We start from the raw sequence: 22674 nt of genomic DNA, 5'->3' as shown, positions 1-22674 counted from the left end.
TGTCGGGGAGGCGTCCGCGTACGTATTGGAAGTGGCCTGGAAAGCATCGCTTCCGGCGGATATGTCGACCTCCGGTCAGCGGCATAGGGTTTGACTACTCATGAGCCGTTTCTCCGTCGTTCCCGCGTCGTACGTCTTCCTGCGCCGCGATCGATCGGTCCTGCTGCAACGACGGCAGAACACCGGCTACATGGACGATTGCTGGTCCGCGGGTGCCGCCGGTCATGTCGAGCTTGGTGAAACTGCGGCGTCTGCCGCAATCCGCGAGGCGAGGGAAGAACTCGGCGTGCAGGTGACACTCGAGGCGCTCTCGGCGGTGGCTGTCATGCAGCGTACCGATGGTACGGAGAACCCGATGGAACAGCGCGTCGACTGGTTCTTCGTCTGCGACGTCTGGGGTGGCGAACCAGTGATCCGAGAACCGATCAAGTGCGCAGAACTGGCGTGGTTCCGCCTCGACGATCTGCCGGTCGACCTGCCCGCTCACGAGCGGCTTGCATTGGACGCCCTGCGCGAGGGGCACCGGTCAGCGTTCCTCACGTTCGGGTTCTGACCAGCTGCCCTCACTGATCGATAGCCATGGACGCCCACCGACCACCCGGGCAGACTGTCTTCGATGAGGCTGCAACCCACATCCGAGGACGATTTCGACGCGCTGCGTCGCCTGTTCGATGATCCTTCCTTCCATGGCTGGGGAGGACCGGGACGGCTGTCCGACGAGCTCATCCGCGCCAAGTACCTGGGCGCACGACTCCCTGCTGTCGAGTGTTTCCTCGTCCTGCTCGACGACGACGCGGTCGGACTCGTCCAGCTCCACACCGACGGCGCGGAGGGCGCCGGGATCGACCTCATCCTGTCGCCCTCCGCGCGAGGCCAGGGCACCGGTCGACGGGTGGTCGAGGCCATGCTGTCCCGCGCGCGAGCCAGGAACATCGCTCGACTCACCGTCGACCCGGAGGTCCGGAATGAGCGCGGCGTCCGGTTCTGGCGAGCCGTCGGGTTCGAGCCATACGCGACCGTCACCGACGACGCCGGACGGCCGCCCTATGTCCTGCTGTCGCGAAGCACCGAGGCGGCAGCGATCGGCTGCTGCAGTTCGGTGACCCAATCGGACTGATCCTCCGACACCGCCCGCACGTAGAGCTCGCGGCAGGGCCCCGCCGGCACGAAGCCCCGGGCGATGATCTCGGCGTGGATGGACTGCCAGCTCTCGGCGATGCGGTCCATCGACCCGAGGTGGATGCCACAGATCGCCAGGCGCTCGGCCGGCAGCTCGACGACCTCGAAGCCGTCACGGGGCGCGCCGTTGTAGGCGTAGCCGACGACGACCTCGGTGCCGTCCTCGCTCGCGTGGTACTGCGCGATCGGTGTGGTCAGCGAACCGCTCTCGTCGCCGATGATGGACGCGACCGCGTCGAACGAGGGGCCGACGAAGTCCGCGATGTCCGGCTGTGAGGGGACGACGCCACGGCGGGCGGCCAGGCGAACGGCGGGCAGGGGCTTCTCAATGATCTCGATCTCCGACATGTGATGCTCTCTTTCGATGAGGTGGAGCCGCCGTTCCACATCGATGAGTCGTGCGGCCGCGATGCGATGCTCGCGTTCGACCTCGGCTCGACGCACCTGCAACAACCGGGCGATGCGCGCGGCATCCACCCCTTGGTCGAGGATCAGGGCGATGTCTTCAAGACCGAAACCGAGATGGCGAAGCGCCACGATCCGATGCAGTCGTTCCAACTGTGAAGGATCGTACGAGCGGTAGCCGCTGGACTCATCCACATGGGCAGGCACGAGCAGACCTGCGGTGTCCCAATGCCGGAGCATCCGGTGGGTCACCTGGCCGATCTGCGCGAACGCTCCGATGGACAACATGTCTCAGTTCTCCCTCCTCACACGGTGTCAGAGTCAAGCGTTCAGTTCTGAGCGCGTCGCGCGTGGGTGCGCGCCTTCATCCGGTTGCCGCACACCGCCATCGAGCACCACTTCGCGGTTCCGGGGCGACTGTGGTCGACGAGGAACAGGCTGCACTCGTCGTTCGCGCACGGACGGAGTCGCCCGGGGAACTCCGCGACGACGCTCGACCACGCCAACACGACCCCCGCCACGAGGCGGTCGTCTTCGGGGACCTGCAGCTCCCAGACCACGCCGTCGGGGGTGACGCGCGGCGTCCGAACCGCATCCCCGAGGATGCCGGCGAGTTCTCTGGTCGCCCCGCCGTCCTCGCCGCGGACGACAGCCTGGAGCGCCTGCCTCGCACGTCGAAGGCGGGCCACCTCGTCCGCGGACCCGGTGCCACCCCAACTGCGCGCGAGGTCTCGCCCGGCTGCGCCCTCGAGGCGGTCGGTCGGGGCGCCCTCGATGACCGGCGCGCTGTTCAGCACGTTCAGCAGCAGCTCCTCGTCGCGAAGCATCGTTCTCCGTTCTCGCGCCGTGTGGCGCCATGAATCCATGCTACCGTCTGGCTAACCGGTAAAACAATCTAAAGGGGTTAGCAATGGTCACCGTCCACCACCGCACCGTCTCCGTCGATGGGCTCGACGTCTTCTACCGCGAAGCCGGCCCGGCAGACGCCCCCGTGCTCCTGCTCCTGCACGGGTACCCGAGCAGCTCGCACATGTTCCGCCACCTCATCCCCGCCCTGGCCGACCGCTACCGCGTCATCGCTCCGGACCACATCGGCTTCGGTCGCTCCGCCGCCCCCTCGGTCGACGAGTTCGAGTACACCTTCGCGGCCCTCGCCGGCGTGACCGGCCGGTTCCTCTCGACCATCGGCGTGACGCAGTACACGATCTACGTGCAGGACTACGGCGCGCCGGTCGGCTGGCGTCTGGCGCTCGCCGACCCCGCCGCCGTCGCCGGCGTCATCTCCCAGAACGGCAACGCCTACGAAGAGGGCTTCGTGCCCGGCTTCTGGGACCCGATCTGGGCCGACGCCGCCGAACGCACCACCGAGACGCGCGACGCGCTCCGTCCCGCCCTCGGCCGGGAAGCCGTCGAATGGCAGTACACGCACGGCGTGCCGGACCCGACCACCGTCGACCCCGACGCCTGGGAGCACGACCTCGCGCTCCTCGCCCGACCGGGCCAGGACGACGTGCAGCTGGCGCTGTTCCGCGACTACACGACCAACCGCGAGCTGTACCCGGCGGTGCACGAGTGGCTTCGCACCTCGCAGGTGCCGGTGCTCGCGATCTGGGGACGGAACGACGAGATCTTCGCCGCCGCCGGCGCCACCGCGTTCACGCGCGACGCCCCGCACGCTCGCATCGAACTCGTCGACGGCGGACACTTCCTCCTCGAATCCGACCTCGACCTCGTCGCCGACGCCATCACGAGCTGGCTCGCGACGAACGACCGCAGCGCATAGCCCGACGGATCGATCGATCCGTCTCCGACCACCCCGGCGGGCCCGGGCGGCCGTCCGCTCGAGCGGTCGGCCGCCTGCCTCCCGCCCGGTGTCGCTCCTTAGTTTGCGAGGACTTGCCGTAGCGCGTCGTAGGCGGGCGTCGGCTCGTCGTCGTCGAACAGGAGGTCGTGGCCCTGCCGCAGAGCGCCGTCGTCGTCGATGAACCAGTCGTAGGTGTCGTCCACGCCCCAGCTCGTGTACGACACGCAGGCGTCCGAGCCGAGGCACGCCGCGAGGACGGTGGCGTACTGCTCCGCCTGGACGTCCTGACCCTCGTCGTCCGGGACGTCGTTCTCGGAGATACGCACGGCCAGCCCCGCATCCGCGAAGGTGTCGAACGTCGTCGCGAGGTCCTCCTCCGAAAGCGCGTCGGTGGCGAGGTCGTAGACGTGGGCCTGCAGACCGACGCCGTCGATATGGCCACCCTGCGCGTTCGTGTCGAGGGCGAGCTGCAGCAGAGCGTCCTGGCGGGGACCCGGCACGTCGGCACCGTTCTCGTTGATGAACTGCCTGACGTCCGGGTCGGCGTCGTGGACCGCGGTCGAGACGACCACTGGGTACGACGGACCGAAGACGCGGTACCAGACGTTCTCCTGCAGGCTCGTGCCTTGATCGACGTCGAACGGTTCGTTGACGACGTCGAGCGAATCGAGCCGGCCGCGGAAGTGCGACACCACGGTGTGCACGTAGTCGAGCAGGACCGCGGCGCTCGCCTGACGCTGCTGTTCGGAGTCGGCGGGGAGGTTCCGCATCCAGCCGGGCATCGCCTCGGTGAACGCGATGGTGTGGCCGTGCACCGCGATCCCCGCGCTCGCCGCGAGGTCGAGGAGCGCGTCGGCTTCCTCGAAGTGGTACTCACCCTGCCTGGGGGAGAGCGCTTGCGGCTTCATCGCGTTCTCCGGGGTGATGAGGCCGACGTTGCCCACGAGGTTCTCCGCGTAGGCCGCGTCCGAGACGAGCGGACCGAGCGCCGCCGCCGCGCCGATCAGGAAGCCCGGCCGAGCGCGGGACGCGAGCGCCTGCAGACCCTCCGCAGAGCGTTCCGCCTCGCCCGCGACAGGACCTGCGGCGACCAGGGAGCCACCGGCCGGTGCCGTGGCGGTCAGCGAGCCGACCGTGAAGGATCCCTCCTCGCTCGACACCCCAAACCAGAGTTCTCCGGAGTCGAAGATGCCGCCGAGGGGCAGCGAGGACAGCGTCTCGCCGTCGCTCGCGATCTCGAGTCGGTCGCCGGAACGGTGCACGGAGAGTTCCGCCTCGGGGTCGGCGAGCGTCGCCTCCTCGTCCTGCACCGGCTCGGGGTCGGTCACGTCCTCCGGTGCGGAGCCGTCGAAGACCGTGATCCGGAGATCGTCGCCGCTGAGCGTGAGCGTGAGCCCCGCGGGCTGGATCAGGAACTCGTCGGCGATGACGGGTGGGCGGGCGAGGACGGCCAGGGTGGCGTCCGCGGTCACGTCCGTGAACGACGTCGTGAGGGTGAAGTCGTCCGTGGCCTCGAGGTGCACACCCGCGAGATTGACCGGCGGGTTCGGCTGGCCTCCACCGCCGTCCTGTTCGACGATGGTCCGTCCGGTCGCCGTCACCCGCAGCTCATCGCCGTCTGCGACGATGCCGGGCACGTGCTGCCAATCGTGCTCCAGGAGGTCGATGACCGTCTCCCGCTCGGAGGGCGAGCCGGTCGGCGTGCAGCCGACCAGGGCGAGGACGAGGGCGACCGCCGATCCGCTCGCGATACTCCGTCTGCTGGCGATCGACATGTGAGGAGCGTAAGCGACGGCGGGGACGCGTGCCGTTTACTGACCGCTCGCGAGGCTCACGGCTTGGAGTCCCACGACCACGGCATTGACCGGTACGGCGATGACCAGCACGGAGATCGCTCCGATGGCGGCGATGATCGAGTACCGAGGCGTCCGCTTGTGGACCTTCGCCTGGAGGACGAGCGTGACGACGGGCGGAGCGATCGCGATCACCGCGCCGAGGATGAACCCGCCGAGCATCCCGCCACCGCTCAGTCGGTCCTCGGACGGCCCGAACTCGCCCTGCAGGGCGAACGACAGTTGGACGAACCAGCTCACGACCAGCAGCGCGAACAGGAGCAGGGTGATCCCGATGCCGGCCGCCCGACCGGTGACCGGTCCCTCCTGCTCGGTGAGCCACGATGCGCCATCCGACCCGGCAGACGCGGTGCCGGAGCTCGACCCCGACGGCGGTTGAACGGTCGGCCGCGCCTCGTCGCCCGCGCGCTGGTCATCACTCACGGCTCACCCCTCGCCAGTCGATCACCGGCGTCCCGGCATCCTCGTCAGCCTATTCGTCACCCGTCGTCGACGGACTCGTCGGCGTGCTCCTCGGTCGGTTTCGGGGTGCGAGCGGCCAGGACCAGGATCGTGATTCCCATGCCGACCTCGACCAGCGCTATGGCGAGACTGAACCAGTCTCCCGAGGAATCCGACCAGTCCAGAAGCACGCGGAGTGCGATCTGCGTGAGGCCGAGCGTTGTGAGGAGTGCGCCGCAGGTGACCGCGAACGTCCTGTTGCGAGTACTCCGAGCTGCCCCCATGGCCAGGAGCCTACGCGGGACCGGGTCGCCCGTCGCGATGGTCGCCCGTCAACGCCGCCCGCACCTGCGCCCGCAGCAGCGGCACCGTCTCCTCCTGGAACCACGGGTTCTTCGTGCGCCAGCCGCGCGCGAGCGGCGACGGGTGCACGATGGGGAAGAACGGGAGGTGCGACTCCGCCGCCCGGACGTTCTCCGTGAGGGTGCGCCCGGCCCGCGGACCGAGGTAGGCGCGCTGCGCGTAGGCGCCGATGAGGATCGTGAGGCGCACCTCGGTCAGCTGCTCGAGGACGCGCGGATGCCAGCGAGCGGCGAAATCGCGGCGCGGCGGCAGGTCGCCGCTCGTCCCCTTGCCCGGGAAGTAGAAGTCCATCGGGACGATCGCCACGTTCGCCGGGTCGTAGAACTCCTCGGGCGTCACACCCATCCACGAGCGGAGCAGCACACCACTCGGGTCGTTCCACGGGATGCCGGACTCCTGCGCCAACCGCCCCGGCGCCTGACTGATGATGAGCACCCGAGCCTCGGGGGACGCGACGAAGAGCGGCTCCCACCCGAGCTCGCGCGCCCAGGCGTTCGACTCATGGGCGGCGACCTCGGCACGGAGACGATCGATCGGATGCATCCCTGCAGTCTTGCACCGAGTGCGCAATAGGGTGAGGGGATGGACGACGACCAGCGGCGACGGCGCCTCATCCCCGAGCCCGTGGACCGGTTCGCGACCGGCGAGGAGTACCCGGAGTACCGGGTCGACCTCGAACGGATCCGCTTCTCCCCGTACTTCGCCCGCCTGTCGGCCGTGACACAGGTCGTGTCGCCGTCCGGCGTCGGCCAGGTGGTGCACAACCGGCTCACGCACTCGATCAAGGTCACCGCCGTCGCCCGAGCGATCGCGATGCAACTGACGACGACGGACCCGGCGCAGGCCGCGATCGTCGAGCGCCTCGGCGGCTGCGACCCCGTCGTCGTGCAGGCCGCCGCCAGTGCCCACGACCTCGGCCACCCGCCATTCGGCCACCTCGGTGAGCAGGTCCTCGACCGCCTCGCACGGGAGCGCCTCGGTCTCGCCGAGGGCTTCGAGGGCAATGCGCAGTCGTTCCGCATCCTCTCCGCACTGGACGTGTGCGAGACGGTGAAGGAGGGCCTCAATCTCACCGCCGCGTCCCGCGCCGCCGTACTCAAGTACCCGTGGGGCCGCACCGTCCACCGCCCCGACCTCGACCCGGCGGACCCCACCCGCATGCCGCGCGGCTCGACCGCGAGTCGCTGGGAGACGGCGCCGCCGAAGTTCTCCGCGTACACGCTCGACCTCGACGACATGCTCGACGCCCGCGGCGCGTTCACGGCGATCGCGCCCTGGCAGCAGACCGTCGAGTGCTCCGTGATGGACGTCGCCGACGACATCGCCTACTCCCTACACGACCTCGACGACTTCTACCGGGCCGGCGTGCTCCAGCAGGCGGCCGTCGCCGTCGAGTTCCGCACCTTCCTGAGGGACCAGCGGGCCCTCGCCGCCCTCGACGCCGACGAGCTGTGGAACCGGGCGCCCGGCCACTCGCTCGAGCTGCTGCGCCGGCGGATCGTCTCACGCGACCCGTGGATCGCCAGCGATGAGCACTTCCGTGCCTCCGTGCAGCGGGTCGCGACCGAGCTCGTGGAAGGCCTCCTCGCCGTCCCCTTCGACGGTTCGAGCCGCACCGAGCGCGCCATCGAGTCGTTCGTCTCCTCCTGGATCGGCCGCCTGCAACGGTCCGTCCTCGTCGTCGAGGAGCCCAACGTGCGGTCCGGTCACGTGTCGCTCCTCCCCGAGGCCTGGCACGACGTCACCGTGCTCAAGTTCGTCCACACACGCTTCGTGATCGACCGACCCGACTTCGCCACCTATCAGCGCGGACAATCGCGTGTCCTCGACGTCCTCGTCAGCGAACTCGACCGCTGGCTCGACGATCCCCGCGACGGTCCGCGTGCCCCGCAGAAGCTCCTCGACTTCGTCGAACTGGCCACCGATGGCTACTTCCGCCTGCGAGCCGACAACCCGGACTGGCTGCCCGACGACCCGGAGACCGGACGCCCACAAGCCGACCCGAGTGCCTTCGGACGCCTCGGCCGGGCGCGCGGCATCCTCGACTACGTCGCCTCACTGACCGACGAACAGGCGACGGCGCTCGCCGCCAGATTGCGCGGAGACCGCGAGGCCTGGGCCTTCGGCAGCTGAATGTCAGCTGAGCGGCGCACGCCTATCCGGATGCCCCTGGCGCAATTCGGATAGTTCCGAGCGCGGGATTACTAGAACATCTAGCGTTATCCCCGGCACCGGGAATCACCTCGGTCCCGATACAGAAGGGATGGCGCGCTCATGGGAAACCTCCTCTACGGAACCCCTCCGACTCCGCACGAGATCGAAGACCGGCTGCTTGCGCACCTGCAGACGGTGATCTTCACGAAGTTCCGCCGCAACGAGAGCTTCGCGTTCCACCTCGAAGCCGTCCCAGGCCGTGGGACGGGTCGTCAGTCGCTGTGGCTGAACCCGATGATCCCCCTCCAGTTCTCCTTCTACGGCAGCCGTGCACCGGAGCTCAACCGGGAATGGCTCGCCGCGCTCCTCGAACAGGCCAACAGCGCGAAGGGTATGCGCGTCGTCCCTGAGCCAGCTGCCGGCGCCACGAAGCGCGTCGAGTCCGCAGCCTAGGCACGCGGCTCCGCGACCGCGGAACGAACACCGCCACGACGAGCTCCGGCCGTCCGGCATCCACGAAACACCAGTTGGGGGTGGGACCATGTCGACCTGGATCCCTGGCGCGCCCGACTTCTTCGAGTTGGACGACGCGCGCACCGTCGGGCGGTTGCTCGACCGCACCGACCTCGTCTTCGAGACCTCCCATGCCGACGCTGAAACGGCAGGTGGGTTGTCCCTCAGCCGGACCGCCATCGCCCTGGACGTCGGCGGCGACACCGTCCGCGTCCCGACGAGACACATCGTCGCCTGGTCGCTCCGCGCCGAGGGTGGGTTGACGGTGCTGACGATCTGGTCGGAGCGCCCGACCGCCGTGCACGAGACGACGATGCTGCCACGCTTCGCGCCGATGGCGTCGTCCGCGCTGACCGGTGTCCTCGGGGCCGAGCACGGCTTCCTGCAAGGGACCGCATGACAAGCGGTGGACTGCTCCGCCCCCGAACGTCCCGTTGAAGGTGACAGTTCGGGATCGGCGTGAGATTCTATGAACGATGAGCGAACACGGTGGGCCCGCTGAGCGGTCCGAGGTCGCAGGTCGAGATGTCGATGAGGCTCGAGACCTGTTCTCCGACGCGTACAACGCCGGCGAGATGGTCATCGAACCCACGGCATCCGCCTTCACCTTCCGGTACACGGCGATCGGCGACGACGAGCTGACGTTGCGCGCCACCCAGTTCGCCGGTCGCGTCACCGGGACGGTGCTCACGCAGGGCGAGTACATCGTGTCGTGGCTGACGGCCGGGCAGGGTGCGACCGATCTCGCCGGCGCACCGGTCAAGCTCGAGTACGGTCGGCCGGCGATGTTCGCGAACGATCGCCTCGCCGAGTTCGACTTCACCGACTACCGCCAGAACCTCATGCACTTCGACGGGTCGTTCCTGGAACGGGTCGCGGGGGAGGTCGAGGGGACCAGCGGGCCGATCCTGTTCGACACGACGGCGCGACCGAGCGGCGAGCAGCTCCGACGCTGGGCGGCCTCGGTCACCACCGTCGCGAGCGTCGTGTACGACGACACCAGCCCGGCGCTCCTCCGTGCGGAGGCGAACCGTGCTGCCGCGATCGCCCTGCTCGAGACCTTCCCGCACACCGCGCTGCACGCACCGGTCGAGATCGGGCTGCCGTCGGGCGGGAAGACCCGCGCCGCCGTCGAGTACATGATCGCCAACGCGCACCTGCCCATCCGCACCGAGGACGTGGCCGATGCAGTCGGGATGAGCCAACGGAGCCTGCAGGCGGCCTTCCGCCGCGAGCACGACATCACCGCGATCGACTACCTCCGACGGGTGCGACTCGACCGCGTGCAGGAGGAGCTCCGCAGGTCCGATCCCGGTCGTGCCACCGTCGCCGAGATCGCGCAGCGGTGGGGCTTCGCCCATCTCGGACGGTTCTCCGCCTCGTACACGAACCGCTTCGGCGAGTATCCGAGCACGACGCTCGGCTCCTGACCGCCGGCTCGCGCCGACTCAGAACTCGTCGAACTCGTCGTATTCGTCGAGACCAGACAGCGGCTCGGCCTCGAGGGACGGCACGATCTCGAGCGCCCGATGCGCGAACGACTCGACGCTGATGAGGAGGCCCGGGCTGACAAGGACGTTGACCGTGCGGTCGGAGGTGAGCGGAACCCGCACGAACCTGCCGCCTGCCTGGACGGCGGATTCGATCTCGGTCATGAGCTCCTGCACGTCGACGGCAGGATCGATGTCGTATGAAGCGCGCCCGATGGCGATGCTGTACTGCAGGACCATCACCTCCGGGATCGGTTCGTCCTGGCAAGCGTAGGCAACGCACCCTGGGATGACGGTGGGTTGACCAACCCCGCGACTCATGCAGGGGGTCCTGCACGAGTCGCCGGCTACCGTGCGCGATCGACCCGCGTCTCCTCCCAGACGGGCTCGTCGGAGGTCTGGACTCGACCGTCGGAGCCGAAGACGAGGAACCGGTCGAAGCCGCGCGCGAACCAGCGATCGTGGGTCACCGCGATCACCGTGCCCTCGAAGCCCTCCAGCCCCTGCTCGAGTGCCTCCGCCGAGACGAGGTCGAGGTTGTCGGTCGGTTCGTCGAGGAGGAGCAGCGTCGCGCCCGACAGCTCGAGGAGCAGGATCTGCAATCGTGCCTGCTGACCACCGGAGAGCGACTCGAACGACTGCTCCGCGGCGGCGGCGAGGCCGTAGCGGTCGAGGACCCGGCTCGCGGCCTCCCGCGGCAGGCCCGTTCGATGCTCGTCACCCCGATGCAGGATGTCGAGCAGGGTCCGGCCGAGAAGCTCCGGATGCCGATGCGACTGCGCGAACCACCCCGGCTGCACGCGGGCGCCCAGCTTCGCGACACCGTCGTGCAGGACCGGCTCGAGTGAGCCACCGGCCGCTGCCAGATGGCCGGCACCCGGATCCGGGTCGGTCCCGCCCCCGGCGAGCAGCCGGAGGAAGTGGGACTTGCCCGAACCGTTCGACCCCAGCACGCCGATGCGCTCGCCGAACCAGATCTCCGCGTCGAAGGGCTGCATGAGCCCGGTGAGTTCGAGCGAAGAGCACACGAGCGCGCGTCGACCGGTGCGGGCACCGCGCAGTCGCATCGTGACCTGCTGGTCCTTCGGGCGCTCCTCCGGCGGACCGACCTCCTCGAACTTCGCGAGTCGGGTCTGTGCGGCCCGGTAGCGGGAAGCCATCGAGTCGTTGAACTTGGCCTGCTCGCGGAGTCGAAGGACGAGAGCACGCAGCTTCACGCGGTCCTCGTCCCAGCGCCGGCGGAGCTCGTCGAGTCGGTCGAGCCGTGCCTCGCGGGCCTCGTGATAACTGCGGAAGCTCGCGCCGTGCGTCCACGTTGTGCTCCCTGCCGCTCCGACCTCGAGCGTGATGATCCGCGTCGCGGCCTGCGCCAGGAGTTCGCGGTCGTGGGAGACGAGGAGGACGGTCTTCCGGGTCTCGGCGAGCATCCCCTCCAACCAGCGCTTCGTGGGGACGTCGAGGGAGTTGTCGGGCTCGTCGAGGAGCAGCACCTGTTCCGGGCCACGGAACAGCGCCTCGAGGACGAGCCGTTTCTGCTCGCCGCCGGAGAGCGTGCCGAGCGTCCGCCACTGCGCGCGATCGTAGGGGACGCCGAGTGCGGCCTCGCTGCAGCTGTCCCAGAGCACCTCCTGGTCGTAGCCGCCGGCGTCGGCGTACTCAGCGAGGGTCGTGGCGTACGCCATCTGCGTGGCCTCGACGTCGTCCTCCATGAGTGCGAGCTCGGCACGGTCGACCGCTTCGGCAGCCGCCCGGACCCGCGGCGGCGCGACCTGCACGAGGAGGTCGCGCACCGTACGGTCGTCGTCGCCCCGCCCGACGAACTGGTCCATGACCCCGAGCCCGCCGTCGATGGACACGACGCCGGAATCCGGGTGCAGTTCGCCGCGGATGATCCGGAGGAGGGTCGTCTTGCCGGCACCGTTCGCCCCGATGAGCGCGGCGATCGCGCCTTCGCCGACGCGGAACGACACCTCGTCCAGCAGCGTCCGCCCGTCGCTCAGCGTGTAACTGAGATCGCTGACGTCGATGTAGCCCATGGTGTGCACTCCCCGGGGAGCCGATCGCTCCCGAACGGACCCCGCGTCGATGTGCGAGGCCGCCCACCGCCTGGCGAGCCGACCAGTCTAGCCGGGGCGATTCGGCCGCGCGCAACTCCTGGTCACCGAGCTGGTGTCCCGGTCACTGAGCTTGTCGAAGTGCACGCGCGCCCTTCGACAAGCTCAGGGACCGAAGGGGGAGGCTCAGGGACCGCCCTTCGACAGGCTCAGGGACCGAAGGGGGAGGCTCAGGGACCGCCCTTCGACAAGCTCAGGGACCGAGGGGGGCTCAGGGACCGTCAGGCGAGGGAAGCGGCGATGTCGACGATCCAGGTGCGGACGGTGGCGTCGTGCTCGACGAACCAGTCGCCCTCGTAGCCGCGCGGGACGCCCTCCACCACCATGATCACCGCGAGGTACAGCGACCAGAGCCGAGCGCGGGTCCACGCCGACTCGTCGGGGAGGAGCTCGTGGCCGGACTCCTCCCGGTAGGTGCGGAGCAGCTCGGCGTCGTCGGCGATCGTCGCGGGGACGTCGGTGAACAGGGCGAGCGAGACGAGGTCGGCGGTCGGGTCCGCCCAGTGCGCACGCTCGTGGTCGATGACCCCGGTGAGCTGGGCGGCCTCAGCGCCGTGCTCGGGCATGATCAGGAGGTTGCCGTCCCAGAGGTCGAAGTGCACGAGGGTCGCCTCGGTCACGGCATCGAACGCCGGGAGTGCCTCGTCGACGAGCCCGATGAGCCGAGCGGCGTCGACCGGCAGATCCACCTCGAAGCGCGCGGCGTCCGCGAGGACCGCGTCGAGGAGGGTCCGGTACGCCTCGCCCGCCGTCGGCGCCTGCAGCTCAGGGCGGAACGGATACCCGAACCGGTTCCCGTCCTCGAGTCCGTTGGCGGGGGAGAGTGCGGCATCCTCGTCGTCGCCTGGTTCCACGTGGAACGGTGTGCGACCGGCGGCATGGAGGCGGGCGAGGGTCCGTCCCATCACGTCGCGCGCGAGCGGGACGGTCTCGGTGCTGTTCGCCGGACGGCCGGTGAGTTCGGTCATGATGAGGGCGTCGCGGCCGTCGAGGTCGGTTGCGAGGACGATCTCCGGTTGCGGGACGTCAGCGCGGCCGAGGATGCGGAGCGCAAGGGCCTCCGTGTGCATGAGCTTCCGCTCGTAGGTGAGGCCCTCGGCCTCCGCGGGCGAGACCTTCACGATGGCGCGCTCGCCGCCGTCGAGTTCCACGGCGGCCACCTCGTTCGCGGTGCCCTCCCCGAGCATCGTGATGGTGGGGCTACCCGGCTGCATGGCCGGCCGCTCGGCCGCCCAGTGCTCTGCGAGGGCGACCAGGGTGGAACTGGGGGAGGGGGAACGGCTCATCCGCCCACGGTAGCGCCACGCGGCGTCGGCGGCTCGTGCCAAGCTGAGTCGTCCGACTCGAGGGAGCACGATGAGCAGCGCCGCAGCACCGACCACCCGCGTCACCGTGCTCGTCGCACCGGGATCCCGCAGGGTGCTGTTCGCCTATCTCGGCGCCGCGCTCATCTGGGGGTCCAGCTTCCTCTTCATGAAGACGGGGCTGACCGGCCTCTCGCCGTCGCAGGTCGCGCTGTCCCGGGTGCTGCTCGGCGCCATCACGCTCTGCATCATCATGACCGTCACCCGACGACGCTGGCCGCGCGAGCGACGACTGTGGGCGCACCTCGCGGTCGTCTCGGTGTTCCTCTGCGTCGCCCCCTTCCTGCTGTTCTCCTGGGCGGGGCAGTTCCTGCCGTCCGGGCTCTCCAGCATCCTCAACGCGACGACGCCCATCATGACGCTCGCGGTCGGCGCCCTGTTCCTCCCGAAGGAACGGCTCAACGGCTTGCAGGTGTTCGGCATCTTCGTCGGAGCGCTCGGCGTCGCCATGGTCGTCGGCCCCTGGCGGGTGCTCGGCGACCCGGCGATCCTGGAGTCCGTGCCCGCGCAGCTCGCCTGCCTCGGGGCGACCCTCTGTTACGGCACCGCCTTCGTCTACCTGCGCAAGTTCGTCCTCGGCACCCATAACTACGACGCCGTCGTCATCTCGGCGATGGAGATATCCCTCGCCGCCGTCATCATGCTCGTCCTCTCCCCGTTCATCGCGATGCAGCCGGTGTCACTCGACCTCCCGGTCGTCGCCAGCATGCTCGCGCTTGGCGCGCTCGGTACCGGCGTCGCGTACATCTGGATGACGATGATCGTCGATTCCTGGGGCGCGACCGCGGCGTCGACCGTCACCTACCTCACGCCGCTCGTCGGCGTCGTGCTCGGCATCCTCGTGCTCGGCGAGGTCCTCCACTGGAACGAACCCGTCGGTGGCGTGATCGTCGTCCTCGGCATCCTCGTGAGCCAGGGCAGGCTCCGGATCAGGCGGCGCCCCGCACCGATCTCGGCATAGGGTGGCTGGACGGCCGCACCCCGCCGGTCGGCGTCCCCACCACGGAACGAGGATTCACATGCGCATCGCATCCGGGCAGTTCTCCGCCGGAACGGACACCGACGAGAACCTCGCCAGCGTCGTCGCGCTCCTCGGCGAAGCCGCCGCCGGTGGAGCCGAGCTGCTCGTGCTCCCGGAGATGAGCGGGTACGCGACGTCCGAGCCGCCGAGCGTGCTCGCCGCGATCGCTCAACCTCTCGACGGGCCGTTCATCACGGGTGTCGCAGCCGCGGCAGCCGCGCGCTCCCTCCCGACCGTCGTCGGCACCATCGAGGCGAACCCGGGCGGGCTGCCCTACAACACGCTCGTGGCCATCGACGCGGAGGGCGAGATCGTCGCGACGTATCGCAAGGTGCACCTCTACGACGCCTTCGGGTACGCCGAGAGCGACGGCATCGCCGCCGGCGAGATCACCGAACCGTTCGTCCTCGAGCTGGGCGGCCTCCGCTTCGGCGCCTTCACCTGCTACGACCTCCGCTTCCCCGAGAGCGCCAGACGCCTGGTCGACGCCGGGGCCGACGTCATCCTGCTGCCCGCCATGTGGATCGTCGGCCCGGGCAAGGAGGACACGTGGACCACGCTCGTCCGCGCCAGGGCGATCGAGAACACCGCCTACGTCGTCAGCGCCAACCAGACGGGGCCGCTCGCGACGGGCAACTCGATCGTCGTCGACCCCGCGGGCGTCGTCATCGCGTCAGCCGGCGAGGCACCCGGCGTGATCTTCGCCGAGCTCGACCCGGCCAGACTCGACGACGTCCGGGCGCGAGTGCCCTCGCTCGCCAACCGCCGGTTCACCGTGGTCCCGCGGACCGCGGAATGAGCCCGGACGTGCGCGTCGCCGACCCTGCCGCCCTGTCCGAGGTCGTGTCGATCACCCGCGACCTCATCAGGATCGACACCTCCAACTACGGAGGCGGGCGCGCGGTCGGCGAGTCCCGCGCCGCTGACCTCGTCGAACGCCTGCTCGGTGAGGTCGGGATCGTCTGCGAACGCTTCGAGGCGGAACCCGGCCGGACCAACCTCATCGCCCGCTGGCCGGGCCGGGACCGCAGCCTCCCAGGCCTGCTGCTCCACGGACACCTCGACGTCGTGCCCGTTGACGCGGCGGCGTGGACCGTCGACCCGTTCGGCGGAGAGATCGCCGACGGCATGCTCTGGGGCCGAGGCGCCGTCGACATGAAGAACATGGTGGCGATGATCGTCGCCGCGGTGCGACGCATGGTCACCGCCGGCGAGCAGCCCGAACGGGACGTCGTCCTCGCGTTCTTCGCCGACGAGGAGGCCGGGTGCGTGCTCGGCTCGCAGTGGATGGTCGAGAACCACCCCGAGCAGTTCGCCGGGGTCGGTCACGCGATCAGTGAAGGTGGCGGGTACAGCGTCGCACTCGGAGCCCGGGCCGACAGCCGTGCCTACCTCCTCAACACCGGCGAGAAGGGCGTCTTGTGGCTGCGGTTGACGGCACACGGAGCCGCCGGTCACGCGTCCCTCGCGAGCCGCGACTCGGCGATCGTGAAGCTCGCCGCCGCCGTCGGGCGCATCGGTGCGCTCGACTGGCCGGTGTCCTTCACCGAGACCACGACGCACCTGTTCCAGCGACTCCGGGAACTGACCGGTGCCGCCCCCGAGCTGTCGCCCTTCGACCTGGCCGCGCTCGTCGGCCCCAGCGCGTCGCGGCTCCGCGCCGGCCTGCAGAACGTGGCGAACGTCACGATGATCTCCGGCGGCTACAAGGAGAACGTGATCCCCGAGTCGGCGACGGCGACGGTCGACGCGCGGTTCCTGCCCGGCCAACGCGACGAAGTGCTCGCGCGTCTCCGGGAGGCCGCCGGCGCCGAGGTCGAGATCGAGGTCGAGCTGGAACTCATCGCGATGGAGTCACCGAACGACGGGGAGCTCGTGTCCGTCATCGAGGCCGCCATCGAACGCCACGACCCCGGCGCGACCGTGCTGCCGCACCTCATCCCCGGAGGCACCGACGCGAAGGCTCTCAGTCGCCTGGGGATCATCGGGTACGGGTTCATCCCGCTCCGGCTCCCCGCGAACTTCGACTTCCCCGGGATGTTCCACGGGGTCGACGAGCGCGTGCCGCTCGACGCGCTGGACTTCGGCTGTGCGGTGCTCACGGACATCATCCGCTCGGCCTGACGGCCCGCTGGGCCCATCGCGGTCCCTGAGCTTGTCGAAGGGCGGTCCCCATCTCGGTCCCTGAGCCTGTCGAAGGGCGGTCCCCATTCCGGTCCCTGAGCCTGTCGAAGGGCGGGGCGGATGGGTGCCCTTCGACAAGCCCAGGGACCGGCGGAGTGCGGCTCTGGGACCGGCGAGGTGCTGCTCAGGGGCCGGGCACCGCTGCTCAGCGCTCGGCGAAGGGGCCGGTCAGCCTCGCCCACTGGAGGAGCATGATCGTCTTCGCGTCGATGATGTCGACACCGATCCGTGCGATGGCGTCGTCGATGTCGAGTTCGAGCAGCTCGATCTCCTCGCCCTCCTCGGCGAGCCCGCCCCAGTCGCCCGAGCGGGCGGCCGGGTCGTACTCCGCGGCGTAGAAGTGGAGTCGTTCGGTGACGGAGCCCGGGCTCATGAAGGCGTCGAAGACGTGCTCGACGGCCTCGACCGCGAACCCGGTCTCCTCCAGCGCCTCGCGGGCTACGGCGGTCTCGGGGTCGTCGTCGTCGAGGAGGCCGGCGGCGGTCTCGATGAGCTCGCCGGTCGGGTGGCCGTTGACGTACGCCGGGTACCGGAACTGCCTGGTGAGGAGGACCTTCCGCGAGTCCCCGTGGTACAGCAGGATGGTCGCGCCGTTGCCGCGGTCGTAGGTCTCCCGCTGCTGGACGGACCAGGCGCCCGAGCGGTCCTGCACTCGGAGGGTGGTCCGGCGCAGCACGTGCCATGCGGCGGCGACCAGCTCGACATCGGTCACCTGGACCCGCGGGTTGCCGGTGAGGTCGAGGCCGGTGCGGTGCAGACCGGTGCGCCCGCGGGCGTCGGGGAGCTCGGCTCCGGGTTGCGGCGGGCGGGGTGCGGGGGAGTCGGGCATGTTCCGAGCCTAGGGCGGTTGCGCGAGTCGTTCCACGGGCGCCGAGCCCGCGTGCGCTGCGCCGGCGGCAACCCAATGCAGAACACTCTTCGGTTTTCGCGGATTCTGCAACATACTGGTGTGAGCACCGGTCGTGGTCCATGGGGGACCCCCGTCGAAAGGCACTCGATGACGAGCAGCAGCCCCGCCAACCCCGGAACCGCGGTCACGGACGCGCGGGCGGTCTCGTGGGTCGTCACCACCCAGGACGCACCCTGGCAGGAGCAGCCGCCGCTCGCCTTCGGCCGCGTGACGGGCATGCCGAACGTCATCGTCGACACGACCTCGCCCAGGCAGACGGTCGACGGCATCGGCGGATGCTTCAACGAGCTCGGCTGGACGGCGCTCGGGCTGCTGTCCGAGGAGGACCGCGAAGGCATCCTGTCGGACCTCTTCACCCCTGGCGCCGGGCTCAACCTCTCGCTCTGCCGCATGCCCGTGGGTGCCAACGACTTCTCCACCGACTGGTACTCCTACGACGAGGTCGACGGCGACTTCGCGCTCGAGCACTTCAGCATCGACCACGACCGCGCGACGCTCGTGCCGTTCATCCAGGCGGCACAGCGGTACCGCGGTGACCTGCGGCTCTGGGCGTCGCCGTGGAGCCCACCGACGTGGATGAAGACGAACGGTCACTACGCCGCCGCGCGCCCCTGGGACGGGTCCGACGTCGACAACGGCATCCGCGACGACCAGCTGGGTGCCGAGGGGACGGACATGTTCATCCTCGAGGACCGGTACCTCGAGGCGTACGCGCGCTACTTCGCCCGCTTCGTCGAGGCCTACGGCGAGGAGGGCATCCGGGTCGAGATGGTGATGCCGCAGAACGAGTTCAACTCGGCGCAGGTGTTCCCGAGCTGCGTCTGGACGGCGGAGGGACTCGCCCGCTTCATCGCCGTGCTCGGGCCGGAGATGGACCGGCTGGGGGTGCGCGTGTTCCTCGGCACCGAGGAGCGGCCGCACGACGCGCAGATCGAGACCGTGCTCGCCGACCCCGCGGCAGGCCCGTGGGTGCAGGGGGTCGGATTCCAATGGGCCGGCAAGGGGGCGATCGCCGCCGTGCACCACGCGCATCCCGAGTTGGCGCTGTACCAGACCGAGCAGGAGTGCGGCGATGGTCGAAACGACTGGCGGTTCGCCCGGTACAGCTGGGGGCTCATGCGTCACTTCTTCACGCACGGCGCGCAGGCTTACACCTACTGGAATCTCGCGCTCACCGAGGGAGGCGTCAGCCGGTGGGGGTGGGCGCAGAACTCGCTCGTCGTCGTCGACCCCGAGCAGGGCACGTTCCGGTACACGCACGAGTACTTCCTCATGCGGCACCTGGGGCACTTCCTGCAGCCGGGCGCGCAGCGTCTCGCGACGATGAGTTGGACCGGGCACGAGAACCTGCTCGCGTTCCGCAACCCGGACGGCGGTGTCGTGCTCGTGATGCAGAACGACCTCGCCGAACCGCTGCCCGTCCAGATCGTGATCGGCGGCGACGTCATCACCCCGACACTGCCGGCCGACTCCTTCGCGACCCTCGTCATCCCGTCGGCCTGATCGGCGCGAGCACACGGATCGGCCGGTGCGGAGACCCTTGTGCTCGGTCGTGACGGCGGCCTAGCCTCTGGCGTACCGGCATCGGCGACGGAGGACTCATGGGCAGGCTCATCTACTCGGCGATCAGCTCGCTCGACGGTTACCTCGCCGATGAGGAGGGTCGCTTCGACTGGAGCGCGCCCGACGCCGAGGTGCACGCCTTCGTCAACGAGCTCGCGCGACCGATCGGCACCTACCTCTTCGGTCGTCGCATGTACGAGATCATGACGTTCTGGGAGACCGCGGACGAGCTCCCGGATGAACCGGCCGAGATCACGGACTTCGCCGCGATGTGGCTGGCCGCGGACAAGGTCGTCTACTCGACGACGCTCGACGCGGTCTCCACGAGCAGGACCCGCCTTGAGCGGTCGTTCGACCCCGAGGCCGTGCGTCGCTGGAAGGCGGAGTCGGACCGAGACCTCAGCGTCGGTGGCCCCAACCTCGCGGCGGAGGCGATGGCCGCCGGGCTCGTCGACGAGGTGCAGCTCTTCCTCACGCCGGTGATCGTCGGCGGCGGCCTGCATGCGCTGCCGGCCAACCTCCGGCGGCGTCTGGAGCTCGTCGACCAGCGCCGGTTCGCGGCCGGTGTCGTCCACCTCCGCTACGCCGTCACCGGCGATCCCGTCTGAGGAGACCGAGCCGGCCGCACGCTCCGGCTAGACGGCCTCGAGGACGATCGCGGAGCCCTGGCCGCCACCGCCGCAGATGCCGGCTGCACCCACGGCACCCGGCCCGACGGCCGCGAGCCGGCGGGCGAGGTGTCCGACGATCCGCGTGCCGGACGCACCGATCGGGTGACCGAGGGCGATCGCGCCGCCGTTCGCGTTCACGATCGCCGGGTCGACGCCGAGCTCCGTCGTCGAGTACACCGACACGGCGGCGAACGCCTCGTTGATCTCGACCGCGGCGAGGTCCTTCGTCGTGAGCGCGGTCTTCGCGAGGGCCGCGAGGATCGCGTTCGACGGCTGGGCGTGCAGGCCGACGTCGGGACCGGCGACGAGCGCGTGCGCGACGACCCGGGCGATCGGGGTGAGCCCGCGGGCGGCGGCCGCCTCCTCGCTCATGAGGACGACCGCAGCGGCACCATCGGTGATCTGCGAGGAGTTGCCCGCGGTGATGGTGCCTTCGCCACCGAACGCCGGCCGGAGTCCAGTGAGCGATTCGGCGGTCGTGTCGGCACGGAGGCCGTCGTCGGCGCTCACGACCGTCGGACCCTTCCGGCCAGACACGGAGAACGGTTCGATCTCCTCGGCCTGGATGTCCGCGGCGGCCGCCAAGCGCTGGTGCGACCCGGCCGCCCACGCGTCCTGCTCGGCGCGCGCGATGCCGAGCGAGCCGTTGCGCTCCTCCGTCGACGACCCCATCGAGCGGTGCTCGAAGGCGTCGGTCAAGCCGTCGTGGTCGAGGGTGTCGATGAGCTCGATGGCGCCGTACCGCTTGCCGGCGCGCGAGCCCGACCAGGCGTGCGGGGCGAGGCTCATCGACTCCTGGCCGAGTGCGACGACGACGTCCACCTCGCCGGCGTCGATCAGGCGCGTGCCCGTGACGATCGCCTCCATACCGGAGAGGCACACGGCGTTGACGGTGATGGCGGGGACGGTGAAGGGGATGTCGGCACCGACGGCGGACTGCCTGGCGGGGTTCTGGCCCGCGGCGCCCTGGAGGACCTGCCCGCCGATGACCTGCTGCACGTCGGTGGCGTCGACCCCCGCACGGGACAGCGCGGCACGGATCGCGTGGGCACCGAGCTCGGTGGCGGGGACGGACGCGAGCGCGCCGTTGAACTTCACGAACGGGGTGCGGGCGTACCCGACGATGACGGTGCTCATGCGCGTGCCTCCTGAGGCGTGGCGGGTGCGGTCGGCACGCCGCCGGTGGTGGTGGGATCGAGTTCGACGGTGAACTCCGCGCCCGTCAGCGAGCGCAGTTCGTCGACGCTCGTGTCGGGGGCGAACGCTCGCAGTACGAGCGCCCCCTCGACGATATCGAACACGGCACGGTCGCTGATGATCCGGTCGACGACACCGACGCCGGTCAGGGGCAGATCGCACGCCGCGACGATCTTCGGACTGCCGTCCTTCGCGACGTGCTCGGTCACGACGACGACCCGCGGCGTCCCGGCGACGAGGTCCATCGCGCCGCCCATGCCCTTGACGAGCTTGCCCGGGATGGTCCAGTTCGCGAGGTCCCCGGCGCCCGAGACCTGCAGCGCCCCGAGGATCGCGAGCTGCACATGGCCGCCGCGGATCATGCCGAACGAGGTCGCCGAGTCGAAGTAGCTGCCGCCGTCGAGCAGCGTGACGGTCTGCTTGCCCGCGTTGATGAGGTCGGCGTCCTCCTCGCCCTCGATCGGGAACGGGCCCATGCCGAGCAGGCCGTTCTCGCTCTGCAGGGTGACGTGCACCCCGGGCGGGACGTGGTTCGCGACGAGCGTCGGGATGCCGATGCCGAGGTTCACGTACTCGCCGTCGTGGAGTTCGGTCGCCGCGATCGCGGCCATGTCGTCTCTCGTCCACATGATGATCAGTTCCTCGCTGCTTCGCTCGTCGCGGCGGCGGGTCGCACCGTGCGCTGTTCGATGTCCTTGACCCGCGGCGTCGCCGTCACGAGGCGCTGGACGTAGATGCCGGGGGTGACGACGGCGTTCGGGTCGAGGTAGCCGTCCTCGAGCACCTCCTCCGCCTCCGCGATCGTCAGGCGGCCGGCGGTCGCGACGATGGGGTTGAAGTTCCTCGCCGTGTGCCGGAAGACGAGGTTGCCCTCGCGGTCGGCGCGGAAGGCGTGCACGAGTGCCACGTCGGCGACGATGCCCCGTTCGAGCACGTAGGTCTCGCCGTCGAAGACCTCCGTCGGCTTGCCCTCCGCGACGGGGGTGCCGACGCCGGTCTTCGTGTAGAACCCGGCGATGCCCGCACCGCCCGCGCGCAGCCGTTCGGCGAGGGTGCCCTGCGGCGTGAACTCGACCTCCAGCTCACCGTCGAGGAACTGCTTGGCGAAGAGCTTGTTCTCGCCGACGTAGGAGGCGACCACCTTCCGCACCTGACGGTTCTCCAGCAGGATGCCGAGGCCCTTGCCGTCGACGCCCATGTTGTTGGAGACGATCGTGAGGTCGGTGGCGCCGGTGTCCCGCAGCGCTTCGATGAGGTCGATCGGGTTGCCGCTCAGACCGAACCCCCCGACCGCGATGGTGGCGCCGTCCTGGACGACCTCGTGCAGCGCTTCTGCGGCACTCGACCAGCGTTTCGTCATGTCACTCCTTCGTGGATGGCGGACCGGCCTGCCCACATGGTGGTGGTGGCCGTTCGTCTCTCTGGTAGTCAGTCACAGCCGTCCTGCG

General features: G+C 69.9%; 25 protein-coding genes. 12 read left to right on the top strand and 13 right to left on the bottom strand.

What is annotated here, in order from left to right; all coding sequences use genetic code 11:
* Positions 1 to 100 precede the first annotated feature (100 nt).
* The gene (locus QRN27_RS11165; protein ID WP_285042302.1) at positions 101 to 553 is read left to right on the top strand and encodes an NUDIX hydrolase; all 453 of its coding nucleotides are present in this window, start codon (positions 101 to 103) and stop codon (positions 551 to 553) included.
* Positions 554 to 616: 63 nt separating this feature from the next.
* The gene (locus QRN27_RS11160; RefSeq protein WP_285042301.1) at positions 617 to 1117 is read left to right on the top strand and encodes a GNAT family N-acetyltransferase; all 501 of its coding nucleotides are present in this window, start codon (positions 617 to 619) and stop codon (positions 1115 to 1117) included.
* Here QRN27_RS11160 and QRN27_RS18375 read toward each other — a convergent pair.
* Together QRN27_RS18375 and QRN27_RS11140 are read right to left on the bottom strand one after the other, a co-directional pair.
* A complete protein-coding gene (locus QRN27_RS18375) occupies positions 1045 to 1872 on the bottom strand; it encodes a MerR family transcriptional regulator (protein ID WP_502929519.1) in 828 nt (275 codons plus the stop codon). The genes QRN27_RS11160 and QRN27_RS18375 overlap by 73 nt on opposite strands.
* A gap of 41 nt (positions 1873 to 1913) precedes the next feature.
* The gene (locus tag QRN27_RS11140; protein ID WP_285042300.1) at positions 1914 to 2411 is read right to left on the bottom strand and encodes a CGNR zinc finger domain-containing protein; all 498 of its coding nucleotides are present in this window, start codon (positions 2409 to 2411) and stop codon (positions 1914 to 1916) included.
* A gap of 83 nt (positions 2412 to 2494) precedes the next feature.
* On the opposite strand from QRN27_RS11140, the gene QRN27_RS11135 reads away from it, so the two are divergent.
* Entirely contained in the window at positions 2495 to 3367 is an 873-nt protein-coding gene (locus QRN27_RS11135; RefSeq protein WP_285042299.1) for an alpha/beta fold hydrolase, read from the top strand.
* A 98-nt stretch (positions 3368 to 3465) separates the two neighbouring features.
* On the opposite strand, the gene QRN27_RS11130 is transcribed toward QRN27_RS11135, so the two are convergent.
* Genes QRN27_RS11130 through QRN27_RS11115 form a run of 4 tightly spaced genes read right to left on the bottom strand, consistent with a single transcriptional unit; the run spans position 3466 to position 6588 of the window.
* Entirely contained in the window at positions 3466 to 5163 is a 1698-nt protein-coding gene (locus QRN27_RS11130; protein ID WP_285042298.1) for an endo-1,4-beta-xylanase, read from the bottom strand.
* A gap of 36 nt (positions 5164 to 5199) precedes the next feature.
* A complete protein-coding gene (locus QRN27_RS11125) occupies positions 5200 to 5664 on the bottom strand; it encodes a hypothetical protein (protein WP_285042297.1) in 465 nt (154 codons plus the stop codon).
* Positions 5665 to 5720: 56 nt separating this feature from the next.
* On the bottom strand, positions 5721 to 5966 hold the full coding sequence (locus QRN27_RS11120) for a hypothetical protein (RefSeq protein ID WP_285042296.1): 246 nt from the start codon (positions 5964 to 5966) through the stop codon (positions 5721 to 5723).
* A 10-nt stretch (positions 5967 to 5976) separates the two neighbouring features.
* The gene (locus tag QRN27_RS11115) at positions 5977 to 6588 is read right to left on the bottom strand and encodes a uracil-DNA glycosylase family protein (RefSeq protein WP_285042295.1); all 612 of its coding nucleotides are present in this window, start codon (positions 6586 to 6588) and stop codon (positions 5977 to 5979) included.
* 39 nt (positions 6589 to 6627) lie between these two features.
* On the opposite strand from QRN27_RS11115, the gene QRN27_RS11110 reads away from it, so the two are divergent.
* From QRN27_RS11110 to QRN27_RS11095, 4 genes are all read left to right on the top strand, one after another.
* Complete coding sequence (locus QRN27_RS11110; RefSeq protein WP_285042294.1) at positions 6628 to 8178, top strand: deoxyguanosinetriphosphate triphosphohydrolase family protein; 1551 nt, start codon at positions 6628 to 6630, stop codon at positions 8176 to 8178.
* A gap of 141 nt (positions 8179 to 8319) precedes the next feature.
* Positions 8320 to 8652, top strand: a complete 333-nt coding sequence (locus QRN27_RS11105; RefSeq protein WP_056010042.1) for a DUF7882 family protein — start codon at positions 8320 to 8322, stop codon at positions 8650 to 8652.
* Between the two features lie 88 nt (positions 8653 to 8740).
* Positions 8741 to 9112 (top strand): hypothetical protein, encoded by a 372-nt coding sequence (locus QRN27_RS11100; protein WP_285042293.1) that lies wholly within the window; start codon positions 8741 to 8743, stop codon positions 9110 to 9112.
* A gap of 76 nt (positions 9113 to 9188) precedes the next feature.
* Positions 9189 to 10142 carry a helix-turn-helix transcriptional regulator gene (locus QRN27_RS11095; protein ID WP_285042292.1) on the top strand — a complete coding sequence of 318 codons (954 nt, stop codon included), beginning with the start codon at positions 9189 to 9191 and terminating at the stop codon, positions 10140 to 10142.
* Between the two features lie 18 nt (positions 10143 to 10160).
* On the opposite strand, the gene QRN27_RS11090 is transcribed toward QRN27_RS11095, so the two are convergent.
* The 3 genes from QRN27_RS11090 to QRN27_RS11080 form a co-directional block, all read right to left on the bottom strand.
* A complete protein-coding gene (locus QRN27_RS11090; protein ID WP_285035315.1) occupies positions 10161 to 10445 on the bottom strand; it encodes a hypothetical protein in 285 nt (94 codons plus the stop codon).
* A 104-nt stretch (positions 10446 to 10549) separates the two neighbouring features.
* Positions 10550 to 12238, bottom strand: a complete 1689-nt coding sequence (locus tag QRN27_RS11085; protein ID WP_285042291.1) for an ABC-F family ATP-binding cassette domain-containing protein — start codon at positions 12236 to 12238, stop codon at positions 10550 to 10552.
* Positions 12239 to 12537: 299 nt separating this feature from the next.
* Complete coding sequence (locus QRN27_RS11080; RefSeq protein WP_285042290.1) at positions 12538 to 13602, bottom strand: phosphotransferase family protein; 1065 nt, start codon at positions 13600 to 13602, stop codon at positions 12538 to 12540.
* Between the two features lie 70 nt (positions 13603 to 13672).
* On the opposite strand from QRN27_RS11080, the gene QRN27_RS11075 reads away from it, so the two are divergent.
* Genes QRN27_RS11075 through QRN27_RS11065 form a run of 3 tightly spaced genes read left to right on the top strand, consistent with a single transcriptional unit; the run spans position 13673 to position 16825 of the window.
* Positions 13673 to 14641, top strand: coding sequence for a DMT family transporter (locus tag QRN27_RS11075; RefSeq protein ID WP_285042289.1), 969 nt, complete (start codon positions 13673 to 13675; stop codon positions 14639 to 14641).
* Positions 14642 to 14699: 58 nt separating this feature from the next.
* Positions 14700 to 15500, top strand: coding sequence for a carbon-nitrogen hydrolase family protein (locus tag QRN27_RS11070; protein WP_285042288.1), 801 nt, complete (start codon positions 14700 to 14702; stop codon positions 15498 to 15500).
* Positions 15497 to 16825 carry a M20/M25/M40 family metallo-hydrolase gene (locus QRN27_RS11065; protein WP_285042287.1) on the top strand — a complete coding sequence of 443 codons (1329 nt, stop codon included), beginning with the start codon at positions 15497 to 15499 and terminating at the stop codon, positions 16823 to 16825. Before QRN27_RS11070 ends, QRN27_RS11065 begins: the two co-directional genes overlap by 4 nt.
* 205 nt (positions 16826 to 17030) lie before the next feature.
* On the opposite strand, the gene QRN27_RS11060 is transcribed toward QRN27_RS11065, so the two are convergent.
* A complete protein-coding gene (locus tag QRN27_RS11060; protein ID WP_285042286.1) occupies positions 17031 to 17714 on the bottom strand; it encodes an NUDIX domain-containing protein in 684 nt (227 codons plus the stop codon).
* A gap of 168 nt (positions 17715 to 17882) precedes the next feature.
* On the opposite strand from QRN27_RS11060, the gene QRN27_RS11055 reads away from it, so the two are divergent.
* Positions 17883 to 19298, top strand: coding sequence for a glycoside hydrolase family 30 protein (locus QRN27_RS11055; protein WP_285042285.1), 1416 nt, complete (start codon positions 17883 to 17885; stop codon positions 19296 to 19298).
* 98 nt (positions 19299 to 19396) lie between these two features.
* Positions 19397 to 19966, top strand: a complete 570-nt coding sequence (locus QRN27_RS11050) for a dihydrofolate reductase family protein (protein WP_285042284.1) — start codon at positions 19397 to 19399, stop codon at positions 19964 to 19966.
* A gap of 27 nt (positions 19967 to 19993) precedes the next feature.
* Here QRN27_RS11050 and QRN27_RS11045 read toward each other — a convergent pair whose 3' ends face one another.
* Genes QRN27_RS11045 through QRN27_RS11035 form a run of 3 tightly spaced genes read right to left on the bottom strand, consistent with a single transcriptional unit; the run spans position 19994 to position 22586 of the window.
* A complete protein-coding gene (locus QRN27_RS11045) occupies positions 19994 to 21166 on the bottom strand; it encodes an acetyl-CoA C-acyltransferase (protein WP_285042283.1) in 1173 nt (390 codons plus the stop codon).
* Positions 21163 to 21855 carry a CoA transferase subunit B gene (locus QRN27_RS11040; protein WP_056780312.1) on the bottom strand — a complete coding sequence of 231 codons (693 nt, stop codon included), beginning with the start codon at positions 21853 to 21855 and terminating at the stop codon, positions 21163 to 21165. Before QRN27_RS11040 ends, QRN27_RS11045 begins: the two co-directional genes overlap by 4 nt.
* 5 nt (positions 21856 to 21860) lie before the next feature.
* Positions 21861 to 22586, bottom strand: coding sequence for a CoA transferase subunit A (locus QRN27_RS11035; RefSeq protein WP_285042282.1), 726 nt, complete (start codon positions 22584 to 22586; stop codon positions 21861 to 21863).
* Positions 22587 to 22674 lie beyond the last annotated feature (88 nt).

This window comes from Plantibacter sp. LMC-P-059a, from assembly GCF_030209505.1.
Lineage (GTDB): Bacteria > Actinomycetota > Actinomycetes > Actinomycetales > Microbacteriaceae > Plantibacter.
Note: the sequence above shows the minus strand (reverse complement) of the source record. Positions and strands in the feature narration are given on the sequence as shown.

Excerpts from the sequence above, each read along its gene's own strand:
- QRN27_RS11040 (WP_056780312.1), bottom strand. The coding sequence starts at position 21,855 with ATGTGGACGAGAGACGACATGGCCGCGATCGCGGCGACCGAACTCCAC.
- QRN27_RS11100 (WP_285042293.1), top strand. The coding sequence starts at position 8,741 with ATGTCGACCTGGATCCCTGGCGCGCCCGACTTCTTCGAGTTGGACGAC.
- QRN27_RS11065 (WP_285042287.1), top strand. The coding sequence starts at position 15,497 with ATGAGCCCGGACGTGCGCGTCGCCGACCCTGCCGCCCTGTCCGAGGTC.
- QRN27_RS11095 (WP_285042292.1), top strand. The coding sequence starts at position 9,189 with ATGAGCGAACACGGTGGGCCCGCTGAGCGGTCCGAGGTCGCAGGTCGA.
- QRN27_RS11075 (WP_285042289.1), top strand. The coding sequence starts at position 13,673 with ATGAGCAGCGCCGCAGCACCGACCACCCGCGTCACCGTGCTCGTCGCA.
- QRN27_RS11045 (WP_285042283.1), bottom strand. The coding sequence starts at position 21,166 with ATGAGCACCGTCATCGTCGGGTACGCCCGCACCCCGTTCGTGAAGTTC.
- QRN27_RS11105 (WP_056010042.1), top strand. The coding sequence starts at position 8,320 with ATGGGAAACCTCCTCTACGGAACCCCTCCGACTCCGCACGAGATCGAA.
- QRN27_RS11035 (WP_285042282.1), bottom strand. The coding sequence starts at position 22,586 with ATGACGAAACGCTGGTCGAGTGCCGCAGAAGCGCTGCACGAGGTCGTC.
- QRN27_RS11140 (WP_285042300.1), bottom strand. The coding sequence starts at position 2,411 with ATGCTTCGCGACGAGGAGCTGCTGCTGAACGTGCTGAACAGCGCGCCG.
- QRN27_RS11060 (WP_285042286.1), bottom strand. The coding sequence starts at position 17,714 with ATGCCCGACTCCCCCGCACCCCGCCCGCCGCAACCCGGAGCCGAGCTC.
- QRN27_RS11130 (WP_285042298.1), bottom strand. The coding sequence starts at position 5,163 with ATGTCGATCGCCAGCAGACGGAGTATCGCGAGCGGATCGGCGGTCGCC.
- QRN27_RS11050 (WP_285042284.1), top strand. The coding sequence starts at position 19,397 with ATGGGCAGGCTCATCTACTCGGCGATCAGCTCGCTCGACGGTTACCTC.
- QRN27_RS11110 (WP_285042294.1), top strand. The coding sequence starts at position 6,628 with ATGGACGACGACCAGCGGCGACGGCGCCTCATCCCCGAGCCCGTGGAC.
- QRN27_RS11165 (WP_285042302.1), top strand. The coding sequence starts at position 101 with ATGAGCCGTTTCTCCGTCGTTCCCGCGTCGTACGTCTTCCTGCGCCGC.
- QRN27_RS11085 (WP_285042291.1), bottom strand. The coding sequence starts at position 12,238 with ATGGGCTACATCGACGTCAGCGATCTCAGTTACACGCTGAGCGACGGG.
- QRN27_RS11120 (WP_285042296.1), bottom strand. The coding sequence starts at position 5,966 with ATGGGGGCAGCTCGGAGTACTCGCAACAGGACGTTCGCGGTCACCTGC.
- QRN27_RS11055 (WP_285042285.1), top strand. The coding sequence starts at position 17,883 with ATGACGAGCAGCAGCCCCGCCAACCCCGGAACCGCGGTCACGGACGCG.
- QRN27_RS11115 (WP_285042295.1), bottom strand. The coding sequence starts at position 6,588 with ATGCATCCGATCGATCGTCTCCGTGCCGAGGTCGCCGCCCATGAGTCG.
- QRN27_RS11135 (WP_285042299.1), top strand. The coding sequence starts at position 2,495 with ATGGTCACCGTCCACCACCGCACCGTCTCCGTCGATGGGCTCGACGTC.
- QRN27_RS18375 (WP_502929519.1), bottom strand. The coding sequence starts at position 1,872 with ATGTTGTCCATCGGAGCGTTCGCGCAGATCGGCCAGGTGACCCACCGG.
- QRN27_RS11080 (WP_285042290.1), bottom strand. The coding sequence starts at position 13,602 with ATGAGCCGTTCCCCCTCCCCCAGTTCCACCCTGGTCGCCCTCGCAGAG.
- QRN27_RS11160 (WP_285042301.1), top strand. The coding sequence starts at position 617 with ATGAGGCTGCAACCCACATCCGAGGACGATTTCGACGCGCTGCGTCGC.
- QRN27_RS11070 (WP_285042288.1), top strand. The coding sequence starts at position 14,700 with ATGCGCATCGCATCCGGGCAGTTCTCCGCCGGAACGGACACCGACGAG.